The sequence below is a fragment of the Micromonospora chokoriensis genome (assembly GCF_000718555.1).
Lineage (GTDB): Bacteria > Actinomycetota > Actinomycetes > Mycobacteriales > Micromonosporaceae > Micromonospora > Micromonospora chokoriensis_B.
Genome location: NZ_JOAN01000023.1, coordinates 95067 through 116251 on the forward strand (window position 1 = coordinate 95067; position 21185 = coordinate 116251).

A 21185-nucleotide genomic window follows, 5' to 3' on the forward strand; every position below is an offset into this window, starting at 1 on the left:
GATCGCGGCCCTTGTCGTCAACGCACGAGACGAGTTACAGAGCGCGCACAGCACGCCCGTGCTCAGGGCCGTGGGCATGTCCGCTGTGATCCACTAAGGTGTTGGAGCTGTCACACGTGAACGAAGGACGCACATGGCCCGCCCCTACAGCCCCGGACCGAAGCAGTTCGTCTTCGCTGCCGGTGATGGCAACGAGCAACAAGTCTCCGTGGGCGACCCTCAGGAGGCCTACGTAGCGTTCTCTGCGTTCTTCCGGGGCCGAGAGTCTGACACCTACACCATCAAGGATGAACCGGCGAGGCAGAGTTTGGTACTCATGCCTCGTCTGGGGGTCATCTCCCGGAACAAGGATGCGGACCAACCTCGGTCGGAACACCTCCGGGTCGACAGGGCCAACCGCTACCTGCCGAGCGCGATGTTGTTCTTCGAGAACGGATATGCCGGCCTCGACCACTTCGGCCAGTGGTTCTCCGACCTCTCCGACCTCGACGCGTCACCGGAGACCCGCGGTGCCGCCCGCGCCGCCACGATCACGACGGAAGCAGCGGCAATCGAAGAAATCGCTCGGATCTGGGCAAATTCGGGCATCGTCGACCCGAGCGACAGGTACTACGTCTTCTTCGACTCGCATGCGATCGACGATGACCGAGCCGAACGAGCCGAACTGCTTCAGTTGATCGAATTCCTCGGTCTCGAACGAGTCGACGCCCCGGCCGGGGCCGCTGGGGGCGAAGTCTGGGTGCGCACCGATCCGCGCCTCGACGTCGAATGTGCACGGTGGTCCTGAACATGTCCAGCCGGTGCCGTTCTGGGGAAGCCTGAGCTGTGAGAGACATCGTTTTCACCCGTAGCGGCAGCGGCTGGATCCCGAAAGTGATCCGGGAGGACGGCGAGCTGAAGCTGATGCTCGCCGCCGGGGCCGACGCCAACCATGAGCCTCGCACCTTCACGTTCCCGATCGGGGAAGCCCATCTCGCGGTGATCCGCGAGGACCTGGCTAGACACCTGCTGCTCTGGAGTGCGGTCCTTCCGTTGTGCGACGCCGCCGGAACCCAGGGCCGGCTCGACGAGAACGCTGCCGGCGCGCTCCTGGACCCGGTCCTGCTCTCCGCACCCGCGGACGTCGACGCGCTCTTTCGACGCATCCAGTGGGAAAGGACCAGGCTCGCCGCCCATGGCGCCGACATCGATCTACTTGAGCGCGGCCAGGTCTGCGCCGCGATGCGCGCGGCAACGGAGGGGTCGAACGAGGAACGGGCTCAGGAGTATCACGCGAACCGCCGGCGCGCCGAGCGCGGAACGGTCCTCGGGCCACTCGACGCGGAGATCCTGCGGTACACGGGCCAGTATCTGCATGGCTCCACGATCCCAAAGCGGATGCCCGATGCCGTCGACCCCGCGCTGCTGCCCCAGGTCATGCGTGTGATCGCTACCGCGGAGCAGGCGTGCGCCGGGATGCGGATCGGCCTCGATCCGCGGCGGGGAACCCGGGCCACGGACAAGCGCGACTGGGATCGGATGGCGACGACGGTCGACGCGGCCGTGCGCCGCGCGTACCCCGAACTCGTCGATGACGCGGTGCGTACGGTGAGCTTTCTGATGTGCTCGGAGGCTGTGGACCGCTCCAGGAACACCCCGGCGGAAGACGACGAGGCGGCTGCCGACGACGATGCCGACCTCGGTGAGAGTGCGAGAAAGACGGCCCTGTCGTTCACCGATGACAAGGGCGGCGAGAAGAAGTGGCTACGGGGCGGTCCTCGCACTGCCTCCGCCGAGTTCTGGGAGTTCGTCGCCGATCGCTCTGCCGCAAACAACGAAGTGTTCACCATCGAGGACGAGGAGATGGGAGAGGGAATCCAGCTGCACTTCTACGCGGACTCCATCGCCCGGATCACGACGGTGCGACACGGGGAAGCCGGGTCGGATCCGCAGTACCGGGTCGAGTACCGCCTGGTCGACGGGATCGGCGGGTACCGGAACCTGGTGAGCGCCTTCGTCCGCGGCGGCTGCGCCGCACTCGAACAGCACGGTCCCTGGATGTCGGATGTCGCCGAGTTCGAGCGCGCGCGTCGCCAGCGCGACGCCCGGTAGTGGGACTAGGCCCTGTTTCAAAAATGAAATCCGCCTGGCGGCCGCCGGTGGGCAGCACTGGACCCGCGTTGGCGTGTCGGTGAGCGATAGACAGTGAGGTCTCCAGTAGGGGGTTCATCGACCAAGACGAACTTTCATACCGGAGACCTCGTGGCCACCTTAGCGGTGACGAGGCGACACGACCTGACCGACGCTCAATGGGCGGCGCTGGAGCCGTTGCTGCCCAGACGTCACCCGCAACTCCACCCGAGCCGTGCGACACACGACCCGCGGCGCAGCGGAATCCCGACGGCGAGGCACACACCAGAGCCAACACCACCGGTACGACAACTTCCCCACCACCCACCAACCCGGCGAACGTTAGTGGCCACCGCACTAGCTGTCGCCTGCCGGCACCTCTCGGACGACGAGCCGAGAGGTGCCGGCATTTTGGTCAACTGGTTCGAGACGATCAGTCGTTACCGACCGTGACGGCTTGCTGCTGCTCCCTCTGGTGTTGACGGATCGAGTACGTCACGGCGGCCGCCCAGATCGCGCAGATTGCTGCGTAACAGCCATATCGGACGGTTGCCTCGGCATTGAACCAGTCACTGCGTAGCAGGGTTCGGCTGTTGGTCAGCACGATCACGCCGCCGACCGCGGAGCCGAGCACCCGGGGCGGAACCTTGCGTACGAGCCAGGCCGCCACCGGCGCGGCGACCACCCCGCCGATGAGCAGCGCGGTGACCCAGCCGAAGTTGACGTTCTCCGCACCGATCCCGACAAGGAAGCCGAGGCTCGCCGCGACGGCGACCAGGAACTCGCTGGTGTCGATCGATCCAATGACCTTGCGTGGTTCGAGCCTGCCACTAGCCAGGATCGCCGGAGTGCCGATGGGTCCCCAACCACCGCCACCGGTGGCGTCGACGAAGCCGGCGAGCAGGCCCAGTGGACCGAGGAACCGCTTGCGCAGCGGCTTGCCCACGTTGCCCTGCGGCAACCCGAAGGTGGTGAAGCGGACCAGGAGGTAGCTACCGAGGGTGAGCAGGATCAGCGACATGATCGGGGCCGCCGCGTCAGTGGAGAGGCTGGACAGGAAGGTCGCGCCGGCGAAGGCGCCGACCGCACCCGGAATGCCGATCCGCGCGACGACCTTGGCGTCGATGTTGCCGAATCGCCAGTGGGCGGCACCCGAGGCGAGGGTGGTGCCGATCTCGGCGAGGTGCACGGTGGCCGAGGCGGCGGCGGCATGGACGCCGACGGCGAGCAGCAGGGTTGTCGAGGTCACGCCGTAGGCCATGCCGAGGCTGCCGTCGACCAGTTGGGCGCCGAGACCGACCAGGGCCAGCAGGAGAATTTTGCGCATGAGGGACCACCAGTTCGTCGGGGGGCAGGTGGAAGCGGGGAACAGACAGACCGCTGAGGTTCGACGGGCGGGCGGGTGAGGCTTCCGCCCTGGCGGGCTCGCCAAGCACGACCGGCGCGGACCGGGCCCGCCCGGCGGTGGTCGGTTCAACGACGGCCACCCGGCCGCTCCGCGCGGTGACAAGGCATTTTGTCGGTTGATTCACCTCCTCTCCGATCGGTATTCGGCCCATCCGACGGAGGCCGACCGAACCAATTCCATACCCAGCAGATAGGAATGGTTCCGGGACGAACCAAACCGACCAGATAAGAGTGCTTTTATAAATCAGATCGGCAAGGCCATAGTGATCGACGTCACTCTTTTCGGATGACGGGTAACATCTCGGAAATCAAAGTAAGTGGATAGTTAACACGATGACCCATGGCTGGACCGAGGCTGCCGGTCATCCGCCCAGGTCAGGTCGACATGCCTCGACAGACGGAAGATGTTGCGCGCTTCAGCAGACTCACCGGAAGAACCCGCAGGCCAGCGCCACAGTTAGAGAGATTTAACTGAGCCGTAACTAAGCTGCCCTAACTTAATCGGAGCCCGAGATCGATAGGCGACAATTATCTACGGGCCACCTCGGTTGATCATCTGATTCATTCGGTCGCGTCCGAGAACCGCCGCCCAATGAAGTGGGAGTCCGATGAGCCCTGCACCGAACACGCGCGATCTCGTAATCGCGATCAGCGCCGGTAGCCTCCTCGAACCCAGTCCCGGGATCGTCACCGCCGCCCGCCACGGCGGCGGTCACGGCGTCCTGGACCTCGCCTCCGGCGACAGCTGGACACTCACCGCCCTGGCCCAGGCCACCGCCGGGTCGAGCGAGCCGATCGGCGTACGCGTGCCAGCCGGCTGCACCGCCACGCCAGCTGATGTGGACCGGGCGGGCCACGGCCGGGTCGATCTCGTGGTCGTACCGCTGGATTCCCCCTGGCCACTGGCCAACGTGGTCGACAGGTACCGGGTGCTCGTCGAGGTGACCAGCCTCGACGACGCCCGGTACGCCGCCGCCGCCGGCGCGCACGGGCTCATCGCACGGGGCATGGAGGGTGGCGGCAAGGTCGGCGAGCTCAGCTCGTTCGTCCTGCTCCAGCAACTGGCCGCGGCCGAGGGCATCGACCTGCCGATCTGGGTCGCCGGCGGCATCGGCCCCCGCACCGCCGTCGCCTGTGTCATCGGCGGCGCGGCTGGCGTCGTCCTGGACAGCCAGCTCACCCTCATGCCCGAGTCTGAGCTGCCGGCGGACGTGCGGAGCGCGATCCGCCGGCTGGACGGGTCCGAGACGGTCCTGGTCGACGGCGTACGCGGGATCCGCCGGGGCGGTCCGCACGACAGCGCCTCACAGCTGCTGCCGATCGGCCAGGACGGCTGGCTCGCCGCTGTCTTCGCCCGGCGCTGGCCCGACACCGCCGCCGCCGTACGCGGAATCCGTGCCACCCTGCTCGACGCGATCGCCGAATCGGCTGCCGGGGACGCCCTGGCGCCGGGTGCCGCTCTCGCCGACGCCCTCAACGTACGGATACCCGTGGTGCAGGGCCCGATGACCAGGGTCAGCGACGAGGCCCCGTTCGCGGCCGCGGTTGCCGCCGACGGTGCGCTGCCCTTTATCGCGCTCGCGCTGTCCGGTGCGGAACAGTCCCGCCGGGTGCTCCGGGAGACCGCCGATCGCCTCGGCGACCGACCCTGGGGCGTCGGGGTGCTCGGCTTCGCGCCCGACGAGCTGCGCGCGGCGCAACTCGCGGCGATCCGGGAGATCAGACCCGAGTGCGCGATCATCGCGGGCGGCCGGCCGTCCCAGGCCACGGCGTTGGAGCAGGACGGGATCAACACCTTCCTGCACGTACCGTCACCGGGGTTGCTGCGGCAGTTCCTGCGGGCCGGCGCGCGCAAGTTCGTCTTCGAGGGCGCGGAGTGCGGCGGGCATGTTGGGCCACGGGCCAGTTTTCCCCTGTGGGAGGCGCAGCTGCTGGTACTCGAAGAGTTCCTGGCGGACACGCCGGACGACGCCGGTCGGCTGCAACTACTGTTCGCGGGCGGCATCCACGACGCCCGATCGGCGGCGATGGTCGCCGCGATGGCGGCCCCGCTGACCGGACGCGGGGCGCAGATCGGGCTGCTGATGGGGACCGCCTACCTCTTCACCCGCGAAGCGGTGCAGGAGGGTGCCATTCAGCCCCTGTTCCACCGTGAGGCCATCGCCGCCACCAGCACGTCGCTGCTGGAGACCGCCCCCGGACACGCGACCCGCTGCCTGCCCAGTCCGTTCGTGGACGACTTCCACGGCGTACGGGAGGAGTTGGAATCGGCCGGGGTGGAGAACCGCCAGGTCTGGGAGCAACTGGAGCTGTTGAACGTCGGCCGGCTGCGGATCGCCAGCAAGGGCGTACGCCGGGAGGACGACGGCCTGGTGGAGGTCGACGAGGCGGTGCAGGCCGTCGAGGGGATGTTCATGGCCGGCCAGGTCGCGGTGCTGCGCCACGCGCCGACCACGGTCGCGGAGCTGCACGCGCAGGTCACCACCGAGGCACAGGAGTTCCTCGCGGAACGGGCTGCCGAGCTGCGCGCCGAACTCATCCCGCCGACCGTGCCGGTGGACGAGCCGGCCGCGCCGCTGGACATCGCCATCGTCGGCATGTCCTGCGTCCTGCCCGGCTCCCCCGATCTGCACACTTTCTGGCAGACCGTACTCGGCGGCACCGATGCGGTCACCGAGGTGCCGACCGACCGGTGGGACGTCGACACGTACTACGCACCCGAGGTGGACCCGGGGCAGGCGGGTCGGATCAGCGTCTCCCGGTGGGGTGGGTTCATCGAGCCGGTCCCGTTCGACGCGATCCGGTACGGGATTCCCCCGGCGGCGCTGAGCAGCATCGACCCGACCCAGTTGCTCGCGCTCGAGGTGGCACATCGGGCGCTCGTCGACGCCGGGTACCCGTACGACGCGGCCGGCGCGGACCACCGTCAGACCGGGGTGGTGTTCGGGGCCGAGGCCGGCAGCGACATGGGTCACGCCCAGACGCTGCGGACCATGCTCCCGGCCTACCTCGGGGACGTGCCGGCCGAGTTGGAGGACCAACTCCCCACCGTCACCGAGGACAGCTTCCCCGGCGTGTTGGCCAATGTCATCGCCGGTCGGATCGCCAACCGTCTCGACCTCGGCGGTCCCAACTACACCATCGACGCCGCCTGCGCCTCGTCGCTTGCCGCAATGGACGCCGCCTGCAAGGAACTCAGCGCAGGCAGCAGCGACCTGATGATCTGTGGCGGTGCCGACCTGCACAACGGCATCAACGACTACCTGATGTTCACCTCCGCGCACGCCCTCTCCCCCACCGGGCGGTGCCGCACGTTCGACAGCACCGGCGACGGCATCGCCCTCGGCGAGGGGGTGGCGTGCGTCGTACTGAAGCGGTTGGCCGACGCCGAGCGCGACGGCGACCGGGTCTACGCAGTGATCAAGGGCATCGGAAGCTCCAGCGACGGGCGTGCGCTCGGGCTCACCGCCCCGAGGGCGAGCGGGCAGCGACGCGCCCTCGACCGGGCCTACCACCGCACCGGGGTCTCACCCCGGGAGGTCGGTCTGGTCGAGGCGCACGGCACCGGCACCGTGGTGGGCGACCGTACCGAATTGGAGACCCTGACCCGGTTCTTCGACGAGGCCGGCGCGGAGCCCGGTAGTTGCGCTCTGGGCTCGGTGAAGTCGCAGATCGGGCACACCAAGTGCGCGGCCGGCCTGGCCGGCGTGATCAAGGCGAGCCTCGCGCTCTACACCGGAGTCAAGCCACCCACGATCCACCTGACCCGCCCCAACCCGGCGTGGAATCCGGAACGCAGCCCCTTCGCGTTCTACACCGACGCCCGCCCGTGGATCGCGCCGGCAGCCGAGCGGCTGGCCGGGGTGAGCGCGTTCGGCTTCGGCGGAACGAACTTCCACACCGTGCTCAGCGCGTACCCGAACAGCCCGGAGCCACGGCACACCCGGCAGTCCTGGCCGGCGGAACTGTTCTGCTTCCGCGGCGCCGACCGGCCCGCGGCACAGCTGCGGGTACGGCGGCTGCTGGAGATGCTGTCGAACCGCGACGAGTTGGGCCGACCGTGGTCGTTGCGTGACCTGGCCGCGTCCTTGGCCGACGAGGCCGATCACCGGGCGGGCCCGGTCCGAATCGCCGTCGTCGCTCGTGACCGGGGCGAACTCGCCGAACTGTTGGACCGGGCCGTCGGTGGCGAACACGACCCGGCACGCGGGCTGGTCCAACCACCGGACGACCCGGAGCTCGGCAAGGTGGCCTTCCTCTTCCCCGGTCAGGGCAGCCAGCGGCCGGGTGCGCTCGCCGAACTGTTCGTGGCGTTCCCCGAGTTGCGGCACTACCTGCGCCTCGGCGGCGAGTGGGCGGACATCCTCTTCCCGCCGTCGGCGTTCGACCCCGAGACGGCGCGCGAGCAGGAGGACCGGGTACGCGACACCCGGGTCGCCCAACCCGTACTGGGCATCGGCGGACTCGCGGTCGACCACCTGTTACGTCGGCTGGGCGTGCGGCCGGACCTGACCGGCGGACACAGCTACGGGGAGCTCGTCGCGCTCTGCGTCGCCGACGCGTTCGACCCCGAGACCCTGCTCGCGCTGAGCCGGCAACGGGCCGACGCGATCCTCGCCGCCACCGGCGACGACCCGGGCACCATGGCGGCGGTCACCGGCACCGCCGAGCAGGTGAGCCTGGTGCTCACCGAATCCGGACTGGCCGACGAGGTCGTCCTGGCCAACCGGAACACGCCGACGCAGGTCGTGATCTCCGGGCCGACTACTGCGGTCGGGTCGGCGGTGGCGGCGCTGCGCGAGGGCGGGCTGTCGGCCCGGCAACTTCCCGTCGCGTGCGCGTTCCACAGTCCGGTGGTGGCCGGCGGCACCGCACGTTTCGCCGAGGCGCTGGCGTCCAGCACAGTACGGGAGCCGGCCATCCAGGTCTGGTCGAACCACACCGCCGCCCCGTACAGCGGTGACGCCGACCGGGTACGTGAACGGCTCGCCGCGCAGATCGGCGCACCCGTGCGTTTCGTCGAACAGATCGAGGCGATGTACGCCAGCGGCGCTCGGACCTTCGTGGAGGCCGGCCCCGGTCAGGTCCTCACCAAGCTGGTCCGGGCCGTCCTCGGCGACCGGCCGCACCTGGCGGTCGCCACCGAGCCCCGTCCCGACGAGGGGCTGCGCGGCTTCCTCGTCACTATCGCTCAACTGGCCTGTGCCGGCGTCCCGGTGAGAACCGGTTGGTTGTTCCAGGGCCGCGACGCGGCGGACCTCGCGGCGGTCAAGACGACCCAGCGTCCGTTCTGGACCGTTGACGGCCAGCTCGTACGAGATCAGTTCGGGAACAGCCTGCCCGGCGGAATGACGCCCCCACGACGGATCAAGGAGTTGTCGATGACTGCTTCGAACGGGACCGCCTTCAGTGGTCGGGACGGCCGCGACGAGTTGCTGAGCGAGTTCCTCCGCACCAGCCGGGACATGATCGCCTCGCAGCGGGACGTGATGCTCGCGTACTTCGGCGACGGCGCGGGTGGGCGGCTCGTGTGGCAGCCCTCGCAGGCGTACCCGCCGGTGGTGCTGCCGGGTCATGGGAGTGAGGTCGCCGCGGTCGCCACGACGACGGTGGTGGCCGCCGCTGCCCCGGCCGCACCGGCGGGCGGGGTCGATGTGGCCGCGGTGGCGGTCGCCGCGTCCGGTCCTGATTTTCAGAGCGCGATCCTCGACGTGATCAGCGAACGCACCGGTTACCCGGTGGACCTGATCGAACTCGACCTCGACCTCGAAGCCGACCTCAGCATCGACTCCATCAATGCGGTCGACGACGAGTACGACCGTGATCCACGCGACCTCCGTACTCGGCCCGGCGAGCGGGATGGCGGCCTCCCACGCTCTGGTCGCGACCGGCACTGCCGTCTTGACCCGCCCCGACTTCCAGACCGCGATCCTCGACGTGATCAGCGAACGCACCGGTTACCCGGTGGACCTGATCGAACTCGACCTCGACCTCGAAGCCGACCTCAGCATCGACTCCATCAAGCGGCGGCACCGTCGACGGGTAACGGCACACTGGCCCCGACGCCCGCACCACGCGCCCTCACCGCACCCGCGCCAATCCCCACCGTGGCCGACACCGTGTCGGTCACCGCTGAGGTCACCGCCACCGGTCGGGCCGGGATCACACCGAAGCGGCTTCTGCCCCTGACGACGGTGATCGCGGGACCTCCCGGCGCGGACACCGGCGCCCCGCTGGCCGGGCAGCCGGTCGACGTGCTCGCCGGAACACGTTTCCTCATCACCGGCGCCAGCCCGGCGCTGGCGTACCTCGCCGAACTACTTCAGGAGCAAGGCGCGGGTGGGCAGACGGGTGTGGTGGACGAGAGGAAGGCCGACCAGCTCGCCGGCTTCGACGGGCTGATCCTGCTGGACGGGTTGGACGGCACCGAAGCTCCCCTGCTGCCCGATATCTTCCCGTTTCTCCAGCAGGCGCTCGCGGCCGGTCCCCGCTGGCTGCTCGCGGCAGGACCGGTGGGCGGCACGGAACGTACCGACGGCCTGGCCGGCCTGTTCCGTACGATTTCCCGGGAATACCCACAGGTCGCGGCGAGGTACGTCCAGGTCGACGCCGCCGACCCGCAGCAAATCGCCCGACACCTGATCGACGAGCTGATGGTCGCCGGGGATACACCGGTTGTCGTACGGCGCGAGACCGAGCGGACGGCGGTCGACCTCGCACCGGTGGCGCTGGGAGCGGTGGCGACGAGCGGTGCCGGGCCGGCCGGTGACGGTGCCTCCGAGGCGGCGGCGATCGGCCTCGACCGGGATTCGGTGGTGGTGCTGGTCGGCGGGGCACGCGGGATCACGCCCTGGTTCGCCCGCGCGGTGGCCATGGCGAGCCGCTGCCGGATCGAGTTGGTCGGTCGCACACCGCTGCCGACCGAGCCGGAGGATCCGGACCTGGTGTCGGCCCGGGACAAGGCGTCGTTGCGTGCCGCGCTCGCCCACCGGGGTCTGCGGTCACCGGCGCAGATCGAACGCGCCGCGCAGGCGATCCTGGCCGCCCGCGAGGTCGAGTCGACCCTGGCCGAATTGCGGGAACTGGGCAGCGAGGTGCGCTACCACGCCCTCGACGTGCGGGACGCCTCGGCGATCCGCAGCCTGCTGTTGGACATCGAGCGTACGCACGGTCGGGTCGACGGCGTGGTGTACGCGGCCGGCGTGATCGAGGACAAGCTGATCGCGCAGAAGGACCCACATTCGTTCGCTCGGGTGTTCGGCACCAAGGTGGATGGCGCCCGTTCGGTCCTGGCCGGCTTGGACGAGCTGAGCTCGGCGACTCGGTTCGTGGTGCTGTTCGGCAGCATCGCTGCGGCATACGGCAATCGGGGGCAGGGCGACTACGCCGCGGCGAACGACGCGATCGACTCGATCGGCACCCGCTGGGCGGCCAGCACCGGCAACCGCTGCCTGACCGTGCACTGGGGCCCGTGGGCGCCCGGCGCCGGGCACGGCGGGATGGTCAGCGACGAGCTGAGTCGGGAGTACGCGCGCCGCGGCATCGAGCTGATCGACCCCGAAGCGGGTGCCTTCAGCCTGCTGAGCGAGTTGGCCTGGGGCGACCCAAAGATCAACTCCGTGGTCTACACCGCCTCCGGCTGGTGATCGTTCAGCGCGTGCGGCGGCACCCGCGCCGTACACCCGGTACGCCCGTCGACGGTGGAGCGAGAGGTCGAAGATGAAGACAAGCACCGATCGGAGCGACCCGATCGCGATTGTCGGGATGGCGGCGGTGATGCCCGCCGCAGGCAACCTGGAGAGCTACTGGCGCAACCTGGTCGACGGGGTGGACGCGATCACCGACGTGCCGGCGAACCGGTGGGACGAGGAGTTCTACGACCCGGAGCAGGCCCACCGGCCGGACCGGATGTACTGCCGGCGAGGCGGGTTCGTCGACGAGTTCGCGACCTTCGAGCCGCTGCGGTTCGGCATCATGCCGGCCTCGGTGGCGGAGATCGAACCGGACCAGCTCATCGCCCTGAACGTGGCCGCCGCCGCGATCGACGATGCCGGCGGCGCAGACCGGCTGCCCGGCGGCGACCGGGTGGGAGTGATCCTCGGGCGGGGCGGCATCCTCAGTCCGGCTCAGGCCCGCTACGCCCAACGGGTGCGGATGTCGAGCCAGGTCATCCAGGTGCTGCGGGAGCTGATACCGGAGCTGGATCAGAGCCGGCTCGACCTGGTACGCGACAAGTTCGACGAGCGGCTCGGCCCGTACCAGCCGGAGGGGACGATCGGTCTGGTGCCGAACCTGGCCGCATCCCGGGTGGCCAACCGACTCAACCTGCGTGGCCCGGCGTACACCCTGGACGCGGCCTGCGCCTCGTCGCTGATCGCGGTCGACCAGGCGATCACCGAGCTGACCAGCGGACGGTTGGACGCCGTCCTTGCCGGTGGTGTGCACCACGTGCATGACATCAGCTTCTGGTCGGTCTTCAATCAGTTGCGGGCGCTGTCCAGGCGCGGTGAAAGCAGGCCGTTCCACCGGGAGTCCGACGGCTTGCTGATCGGCGAAGGCACCGGCGTGGTCGTGCTCAAGCGGTGGTCCGACGCCATCCGGGACGGCGACCGGGTATACGCCGTCATCCGGGGCAGCGGGATTTCCAGCGACGGCCGCTCGGCGAGCATGTTCAACCCGGCCTCCTCCGGACAGGTGCTGGCCATCCGGCGGGCCTGGGAGGCGGCGGGGCTGGACCCGACCGCGCCGGACGCGGTGGGGTTGCTGGAGGCGCACGGCACCGGTACGCCGACCGGCGACGCGGCCGAACTGGTCTCGATCGCCGAGGTCTTCGGACCGCATCCGGGCGACGGCCCGCGCCCGGTGATCGGATCCGTCAAGTCGATGATCGGGCACACCATGCCGGCCGCCGGGATCGCCGGCCTGATCAAGGCCACACTGGCGGTGTACCGGGGAGTCCTGCCACCCACGCTGCACTGCGACGATCCACGCTCGGAGATGGCGGCGACCCGGTTCGCCCCGATCGCGACCGCCCAACCCTGGGAGAGCGACGGGCCGCGTCGCGCCGCGGTGAACGCCTTCGGCTTCGGCGGCATCAACGCACACGTCATCATCGAGCAGGCGCCGGAGCCGGCCGGTGTAGGGCGCCGGCCGACCGGCGGAAACCCGCTGACGGCGGGTGTCGCGGGAGGCGCGTCGTCGACCGTGGCCGGTTCGGCGGTTGAGGTGACCGAGCCAGACCAGGTGCTCTGGCTCGCCGCGCCGGACCCCGTCCGGTTGGCCGGCCTGCTGTCCCGCGACGACCAGGAGGTACGGGCCCTCGGCGTCGAACGGGCCCGGAGCAACAGGCCCGCGACCGGGGCTGAGCCGTGCCGAATCGGCATCGTCAACCCGACCGACAAGCTGCTGGCCGTCGCCCGCAAGACGGTGGCCCGCGGACAGGCATGGCGGGGTGGACGGGACATCTGGTTCAGCCCGTCACCGCTGCTGGCCGCCGGGACCGGGCGCCTCGCCTTCGTCTTCCCTGGCCTGGAGGCGGAGTTCGCACCGCGTACCGCAGACATCGCCGGGCTCCTCGGACTGCCGGACCGACAGTGGTCCGCGGCGGACCTGGGCCGGCACGGCGCCGGGCTGATCGAGGTGGGAAAACTGCTCGACGAGGCGCTGCGCCACATCGGCGTGCTACCGGACGCGGTCGCCGGACACAGCATTGGCGAGTGGACCGCCGCGGCGACCAGCGGGCAGATCAGCACGGCGGCGATGGATGAATTCCTGGAACTGTTCAACGCCGACTCGGTCGAGGTCTCCGGATACGTCTTCGCGGCTGTGGGAGCTGGCGCCGACCGGGTCACCCCGATGCTGGGTGACTTTCCGGGGGTGCTTCTCTCGCACGACAACGCCCCGGCGCAGTCGGTGGTGAACGGCCCGGAATCCCAGGTGGACCGGCTCGTCGAGGCCCTGCGTACGGAGAACGTGCTGTGTCAGAAGCTGCCGTTCCGGTCGGCCTTCCACACTCCCGTGTTCGTTGACGGCCTGCAGTCGATCGGCGCTGCGCTGCGCCGCTGGGAGGTACACCCGACCCGGATACCGGTCTGGTCGGCGACCCTGGCGGCACCGTTCCCCGCCGACGAGGCAAAGGTCAACGCCCTGTTCGTCCGACACATGATGGAGCCGGTCTGGTTCCGTCAGACCGTGGCGGCGATGTACGACGCCGGGGTACGGGTCTTCCTCCAGGTCGGTGCGGGACAGCTCGCCTCGCTGATCAGCGACAACCTGCGCGGGCGTGACCATCTCGCGATGCCGGTGAACGTGAAGCACCGCAGCGGGCTGGACCAGCTCCGCCGGGTCGCCACCGCGATCTGGGTGGAGGGCGGCAGCCCGAACCTGACCGCGCTCGATCCACCGTTGGCGAAGGCACCCGGGAAACCGGTACGCCGCGGTCCGTCGATCCCGCTGGACCTCGGTGGGCCGCTGGTCCGGCTCGGGGCGGGCGCCGCCGGCCTGCTCGGCGTGTCAGCGGACGGCACCCAGCCGAGCCACCTGTCCGCGGGTCCGCCGAATCACGGTGCGGCCGTTCCGATCGGCGCGTCGGAGACGGGTGGGGCGGGACGCCAGCCGGAGCCGGCGGGTACCGGCAGTAACCCGGCGGCGGCGCTGGCCGCCCTGCAAAGGTTGACCGGACGGTCCAGCGCGGCGGCGGAACTCGCCGCGCTGTTGCAGGACACGGCTCGGGACGCGGTCAACGTGCTGGACGCCGCCGCCCGACCGGCTCCGCCGGTGGTGCCGCGGCCGGGTGTGCCTGCCGGATCCTCCCGAACCGCCGCCCCCGGCGGCCGTGGCATCGGCAGCGCAGGCAACGGCGGCCCGAGTACGGTTCGGCGAATCACGTTGCGGGTCTCCGTCGAGAGCATGCCGTACCTGAGAGATCACTGCTTCTTCGTCCAGCCACCGGACTGGCCGAACGTGGAGGACCGGTGGCCGGTGGTGCCGGCCACCACCCTGGTCCAGCACATGGTCGACGCGGCGGAGCAGGCCATGCCGGGCATGCGGGCGGTGGCCGTACGCGACGCCCGGTTCAACCGTTGGCTGATAGCCGAGCCGGGTCAGGACGTCGAGATCGCGGTGAAGCCGACCGGTCCCGGCCTGGTCTCGGTTACCTTCGGCCCGTACGCCCGGTCGACCGTGGAACTCGCCGCGAACTATCCGGCGGACCCGCCCGAGGTATGGCGCCACGATCCCGCGACCGAGCGGCCGCCACGGATCAGCGCCGAGGAGATGTACGCCGAGCGGCTGATGTTCCACGGCCCCCAGTTCCAGGGCGTCACCGCCGTACACGCCCTCGGTGACATGCATGTACGGGGAGTGGTCACCGCACCCGTGCCGCCGGGCGCACTGCTGGACAACGCGCTCCAACTGATCGGCAACTGGCTCATCACCACCCAGCCGTTCCGTACCGTGGCGTTGCCCGTGGGCCTGGGCCACATCCGGTACTTCGGTCCCCCGCCGCCACCCGGTACGGCCTTCGAGTGTGTCGCCCGGGTGCGCTCGATCGACGACGCACAACTCGTCGCGGACACCCAACTGGTCGTCGACGACCGGGTGTGGGCACAGATCGACGGCGCGGTCGACCGGCGCTTCGACAGCCATCCGCAGGCGCGGCCAGCGGAACGGTTCCCCGAACGGCATCCGATGTCACTGATCCAACCCGAGGGCTGGACGATGGCCTTCGACTGCTGGACCGACCTGGTCACCCAGGGCATGGCCGCCCGCGGCATCCTGGGCTCGGCCGCCTACGAGGACTACGAACGGCAGCCCGCCAGATCCCGCAAACAGTGGCTGTTGGGCCGGATCGCGGTGAAGGACGCCGTCCGGTTCCGGTTGTGGGAGGACGGGCACAGCGACATCTACCCCATCGAGCTGACGGTCGGCAACGATCCGGACGGGCGACCCCGGGTGTACGGACGTCCGGGCCGTGACCTGCGCGACTGCGACGTCTCGCTGGCGCACTGCGCGGAGATCGGCGTCGCGATCGCGAAACCCCGTCCTCCGGCGTCGCCACCCGACGCGCCGGGCGTCGGCATCGACGTCGCCGAGATCACCGATCATCCGGAGAGCACCCTGGGCTTCGCCCTGACCGACGAAGAGAGCGCCCTGCTGGACTCGCTCGGCGGCGACACCGAGGACCGGCGGCGGTGGTTCACCCGGTTCTGGGCCGCCAAGGAGGCCGTCGGCAAGGCGGAAGGAACCGGACTCGACGGGCGCCCGCGCCAGTTCGTCGTGAAGAGCGCCACGGACACGGTGCTGACTGTCCTCGTCGACGACCGGATCTACCCGGTGGAGCACCGCGAGGTCGGAAATCCCGAAGACCTACCGCCCCGACGGTACGTCGTCGCCTGGACCTGGGGCCCGCAGACCGGGGCCGATAAGCCGTGACCGGCATCCACTCCCGACCATTCGAAGGAGTCCATCCCATGGCCGCCTCGCACGCCGAGATCCTCGCCGAGCTCACTGAGATCATCCACGCGGTGCTCGGGGACTTTGCCGCCGATGAACCCATCACCATGGACACCACCTTCCGCGACGACCTCGGCATGGAGAGCATCGACGTCGTCTCTCTCGCCGGCCGGCTGCAGGCCCGCTACGGCAACACGGTCAACTTCGCGCACTTTGTCGCCAAACTGGATCTGGAAACCGTGGGCGAGCTGCTCGTCGGGCAACTGGTCGAGCACATCGCACACTCCCTCGATGCGGCCGAGTCCGTCCGGGACACGCCGGCCGACGCCAGCCCCACCGTCGTCGAGGCGGTCCGCTCGTGACGATGATCCGGGCCAACGGAATCGACGTGCACGTCGAACACCTCGAACCACCGGCCGGCGGGCCGGGCGAGGTCGGCGCTGGCCGGGGGGCGGGGCTGGCCACCCTCGTGATGATCCACGGGATGGCCTCCGACAGCCTCGCGAGCTGGTATTTCACCCTTGCCAAGCCCTTGGCCGATGCCGGGCTACGGGTGCTGATGTACGACCTGCGGGGGCACGGCCACAGCGAGCGCCCACCCACTGGCTACACCCTCGACGACTTCGTCGACGACCTGTCGGCAATGCTGACCAAACTCGACGTCACCGGTCCGGTGCACCTGCTCGGTAACTCGTTCGGTGGCACGATCGCATTCGCCTACGCGATCCGCCACCCGGGCCGGGTCGCCTCCGTCGCGGCGATCGAATCCTCGCCGCCGACCCAGGCGTGGATGGCCCGGGTCGCGCGCCGGCTGGACCGGGCCGCCGACCTCCTGCCCCGCTCGGAGGCGCTGGCGCAGATCAGCGCCGGTCGGGGGGAACGGGTGGCCCGCCGGGCCCGGGCCACCGGCGAGATGCTCGTGACGACCACGCTGGCCAGGGACCTACCGGCCAGTGCCCTGCCCAGTGCCGCGCAGATCAGCGCGATCGGCGTACCAGTGCTCTGCCTCTACGGCGCGAACTCCGCCGTCGTCGAGCTGGCACCGGCCGTGGTCCGGCTGCTACCGCAGACGCGGACCGTGGTCCTACCCGGCGAAAAACACACCCTCCTGGTCGACCGGCCGGAGGCGGTCTGCCGGCTCGTCCTGGCCTGGCTCCGCGAGGAGTGCTCCGTTGAGGTGGCCGAGGTGGCCACCGCCCCGTGACAACCCAACGTGCAGGAGGTCCTTGGATGGACACCCCGGTCACCGGCAGGTCGATCATCATCAGCAACGGCCGGTGCGGCTCGACGCTGCTCTCGGACCTGATCGCGGAGCAGCCCGAGACTCTCTCGGCGCAGGAGTTCTTCATGTCCGTCGCACCCTGGGCGCGCAGTTCCGAGGTACTTACCGGGGCCGCGTACTGGGCGGTGCTGAGCAGCCCCAAGGCGGAACTAGCCACCCTGTTTCGGATCGGGTTGCCGCCGAAGGAGGTGCGCTATCCGCTGACCGGCCGGTGGGCGGACCGGATGACCGAGCTGCCGCGAATCCTGGCCATCACCCTGTCGAAGCTGACCGCCAACCCGGACAGCCTCTTCGACCAGCTCGCCGAGCGGGTGCCGGACTTCCCGACGCAGTCGGTCGGCGACCACCACCGGATGTTCCTCGACCTGCTGGCCGTGGTGACCGGCAAGCGGCGCTGGGTCGAGCGTTCCGGCGGGTCGAGCCACGTCGCTCCGTACCTGTTGCGGGCATTTCCCGAGGCGAAGGTGGTGTACCTGACTCGCGATCGGGAGGCGACCGCCCGCTCGATGAGCCGGCACTCATCGTTCCAGCTGATCCAGCTGCGGGTGGAGTTCCTCGGCCGGTGCGGGCTGGATCCGTTCCGGATCGAGCCCGGCCAGTCGGTGCCCGAGGACCTGGAACGCTACCTGCCGGACCGGCTCACCGCGGACCTGCTCCGGGATCGGGGCCAGGACCTGCGCCGCTATCTCGGTTTGAGCGCGTTCCTGACCAGCCAGGCCGAGCAGGCGCTCACCGACCTGCCTCCGCGACATCTGCACCGGATGAGCTACGAGGACCTGGTCGCCGACCCGATCGGGCAGCTCGATCTGCTGGCCCGGTTCCTGGAGTTCGAGGACGGGGCGGACTGGGCACGGCGGGTCGCCGGACGGGTGGTCAGTCCCGCTCGGTCCCGCGAGGTCGCCGCGGCCTGACCCGCAACCGTGCCCACCGACCGTCATGACTTCGCCGAACGAGAGGAACCATTTGTGAAACCATTCCGGATGTCGGGCCGGCGACCGCTCGCCGCGGCCGCCGTACTGGGACTGCTGTATGTACTCGCGGCGCCGGCGTCCGCCGCAGCCGCCACCCCGATCGGGACGGATGCGCCGGGTACGGCCGGACATCAGCCGAGGTACGAGCGGAAACTGATCGGGAAGGGCACCCCGGACGAGTGCTTCGCCGGTGTCGGTGTGGCCTATCCACCCGGTCCTCCGTGCGCTACCGGCCAGTCGAAGGTGAACCAGTCCTACCTGTGGGGCATGACCCAGACCGAGCAGAGCCTGTGGTTCGGCACCGGCGCGAACGTCAACTGCTTGACCAGCGGGCGCAACCTGCGCAACACGACACCGAACGTCAACGACGACTGGGTGTGCGAGTACGGCGAGAGCCAGATCGCGAAGCGCAACCCAACCCTGCCCGCCACTCTCGGCGACCATCGCCCGCCTCGGTTGTACACGTACGACAAACGTTCGCGGCGGTTGACGGAGAAGACCGACGCGGTGAAGAGCGCCTCCACCACCGACGCCAACCGGCTGAGCACGACCGCCGGAATCCGGGCCGCCGGCACCCATCAGGGGGTGGCGTTCCTGGGTGGGCCCGCACTGGGCGAGAGCATCAACCTGTTCGCCTTCGACACCGTCAGCGGAGCCTTCCTCGGCTCGGTCAACCTGCCGGCGTACGGCAACATCCGCCACTTCGTGGTGGCCGACGGCGCGCTCTATGCGGGTGTCGGGGTGGGCGCCAACGGCGGCAACCGGGGCCATGTGCTGCGCTGGACCGGCTCCCGGAGCAACCCGTTCAGCTTTGTCGAGGTCGCGAACCTGCCGGCCCAGGCAGCGGATCTCACCGTGCACGACGGGCGGATCTTCGTGACGACCTGGACGGGTTCCGGTGACGACGCCCTGGCAGCGGCCGCGCCCGGCACGACCGACGAACCGCTGTCCGGGGTCGCCGGAGTGTGGATGAGCCCGAAGCTGTCGCAGGGGGAACGCGGCCTCACGCCGGCCGACGCCGACAACTGGACCCAGGTCTGGTCGGTCGACGGGTACGAGCCCGATCCGGTCGTCGCCCGCACCTACGCCCTGGGTGGGCTCGCCTCCTACAACGGCTACCTCTACTGGGGCACGATGCACGTGCCGATGAAGGCGACCACGGTGCACATCGCGACCTACCCACCGGCGAACGAGGCCGCGCTGCGGGCCTCGGTGCGCGGCACGCAGCGGGCGATCAGCATCTTCCGAGGTAAGAGCTTCGGCGACCGCCACCAGCGGGTGGACCTGCTGTACGGGGCACCCCAGTTGCCCGCCTACGACCCGGCGGGCAACGGCGGCACGGGCCTCTGGGCCGCCGCCTCGACCGGATACACCCCGCTGTACGGCCCGTCGGGCATGGGCAACCCCTACAACAACTACACCTGGAAGATGGCGGTGGCGGGCGGGAAACTCTACGTGGGCACCATGGACTGGAGCTACATCTCCAAGGACCTGGGCCACGACACCGCCCGGCTGTTGGGTGTCACCGGCCCGGCCGCGGTCGAGTTCGGCGACGCCGCCGTGTTGGCCGACGACCCCCCGCCGGCACCGGTCTACGGCGGGGACCTGTTCGTCTTCGATTCCACCAGCAGACCGGCCACGGTGGTGGACAACAGTGGGCTCGGCAACTACCTGAACTACGGGATCCGCAACATGATCGCGGACGGGTCGACCCTCTACCTGGGCATGGCCAATCCGATGAATCTGCGTACCGACCCCGACGATGCCGTTCCCGAGGGCGGCTGGGAACTGATCCAGCTGAGTACGCGGCGCTGTTAGCCGGTTGGCTCCGCCCGGGTGGCACAGCGGGAGCACGGGCGGAGCCATCCACACTGAACACAAACCAGTGCAGATCCTTACAAATCCCGAACATTGATATGTAAGGGTGCGATTATGGTAAAGATTAGTAGATCTTGGACACGTCGCGTGGGACGGCGCAGTCGGTGGCAACACCCGCTCGCGGTCCTGCCGCTCGTCGGAGCGCTCACCCTGCTGGCCGGCTGCGGGCTCATCCGGGACGACCCGGAGCAGCACGAGGTCGGACCGGTGTCCACCTTGCCCACCGGCTCCTCGGCGCACACCCTCGTGGTCGACGGGCAGACGCGCGGCTTCCGCCTCTACCGGCCGGCGAACCTCGCCCGATCGACCCCGGCGCCGCTCGTGGTCATGCTGCACGGCGCGCTCGGCACCGGCAGCCAGGCGGAGACCTCCTACGGCTGGAACGCTCAGGCGGACCGGGAGGGCTTTGTCGTCGCGTATCCGGACGGGTTGAGCCGCTCCTGGGCGGTGAGCCCGGACTGCTGTGGCCCACCGGCCCGCGACGGCGTGGACGACGTGGCCTTCATCCAGCAACTGGTGGCCACGGTGGCCGACCAACTTCCGGTGGACCGCACCCGGATCTACGCCACCGGGATCTCCAACGGCGGGATGCTCGCATACCGCCTGGCGTGCGACACGAAGCTGTTCGCCGCGATCGGGCCGGTGGCGGCGACCCAACTCGGCCCGTGCCCGTCCCCGGCACCGATCTCCGTGATCCACATCCACGGGATGGCGGACCAGACAGTGCCGTTCGACGGTGGTCCGGGCAAGCGGGACAACGACGGAACCGGACGCAATCCGGTCAAGATCGACGGCCCGCCCACCCCCGACCTGCTCGGCCAGTGGCGTACGACCGACGGATGCGGGGCTCCGCTGACCACGGTCTCGGGCCCGGTCCACACCTCGGCCGCCACCTGTCCCGAGGGACGGGCAGTCGAGCTGGTCACCGTTGACCACGCCGGCCACCAGTGGCCGGGTGCGGCCAGCCCCGCACCCGCGGCGCAACGCCTACTCGGTCTGGATCCGCCCGCGACCGCGCCGAACGCGACCGAGACCATCTGGCGTTTCTTCGACGCACACCCTCGAACCGGCGGCTGAACCGCACC

General features: G+C 69.8%; 10 protein-coding genes. 9 read left to right on the forward strand and 1 reads right to left on the reverse strand.

The window, feature by feature from the left end; genetic code table 11:
* The first annotated feature begins 133 nt into the window (after positions 1-133).
* Together IF46_RS0126650 and IF46_RS0126655 are read left to right on the forward strand one after the other, a co-directional pair.
* Positions 134-787, forward strand: a complete 654-nt coding sequence (locus IF46_RS0126650; RefSeq protein WP_030491130.1) for a hypothetical protein — start codon at positions 134-136, stop codon at positions 785-787.
* Between the two features lie 38 nt (positions 788-825).
* Positions 826-2091: a DUF6357 family protein gene (locus IF46_RS0126655; protein WP_030491131.1), complete on the forward strand. Its 1266-nt coding sequence runs from the start codon at positions 826-828 to the stop codon at positions 2089-2091.
* Between the two features lie 451 nt (positions 2092-2542).
* Here IF46_RS0126655 and IF46_RS0126660 read toward each other — a convergent pair whose 3' ends face one another.
* Complete coding sequence (locus tag IF46_RS0126660) at positions 2543-3436, reverse strand: sulfite exporter TauE/SafE family protein (RefSeq protein ID WP_036393359.1); 894 nt, start codon at positions 3434-3436, stop codon at positions 2543-2545.
* Between the two features lie 688 nt (positions 3437-4124).
* Here IF46_RS0126660 and IF46_RS0126665 point away from each other — a divergent pair.
* The 7 genes from IF46_RS0126665 (at position 4125) to IF46_RS0126700 (ending at position 21177) form a co-directional block, all read left to right on the forward strand.
* On the forward strand, positions 4125-11162 hold the full coding sequence (locus tag IF46_RS0126665) for a type I polyketide synthase (protein WP_030491133.1): 7038 nt from the start codon (positions 4125-4127) through the stop codon (positions 11160-11162).
* Between the two features lie 73 nt (positions 11163-11235).
* The gene (locus IF46_RS0126670) at positions 11236-15948 is read left to right on the forward strand and encodes a type I polyketide synthase (RefSeq protein ID WP_030491134.1); all 4713 of its coding nucleotides are present in this window, start codon (positions 11236-11238) and stop codon (positions 15946-15948) included.
* 38 nt (positions 15949-15986) lie between these two features.
* Positions 15987-16331, forward strand: coding sequence for an acyl carrier protein (locus IF46_RS0126680; protein WP_051724199.1), 345 nt, complete (start codon positions 15987-15989; stop codon positions 16329-16331).
* A 2-nt stretch (positions 16332-16333) separates the two neighbouring features.
* Entirely contained in the window at positions 16334-17173 is an 840-nt protein-coding gene (locus IF46_RS0126685) for an alpha/beta fold hydrolase (RefSeq protein ID WP_036393393.1), read from the forward strand.
* Between the two features lie 26 nt (positions 17174-17199).
* The gene (locus IF46_RS0126690) at positions 17200-18162 is read left to right on the forward strand and encodes a sulfotransferase domain-containing protein (protein WP_030491137.1); all 963 of its coding nucleotides are present in this window, start codon (positions 17200-17202) and stop codon (positions 18160-18162) included.
* 54 nt (positions 18163-18216) lie between these two features.
* The gene (locus tag IF46_RS0126695) at positions 18217-20040 is read left to right on the forward strand and encodes a hypothetical protein (protein ID WP_232234175.1); all 1824 of its coding nucleotides are present in this window, start codon (positions 18217-18219) and stop codon (positions 20038-20040) included.
* A 147-nt stretch (positions 20041-20187) separates the two neighbouring features.
* A complete protein-coding gene (locus IF46_RS0126700) occupies positions 20188-21177 on the forward strand; it encodes an alpha/beta hydrolase family esterase (protein WP_030491139.1) in 990 nt (329 codons plus the stop codon).
* The last annotated feature ends 8 nt before the right edge of the window (positions 21178-21185 follow it).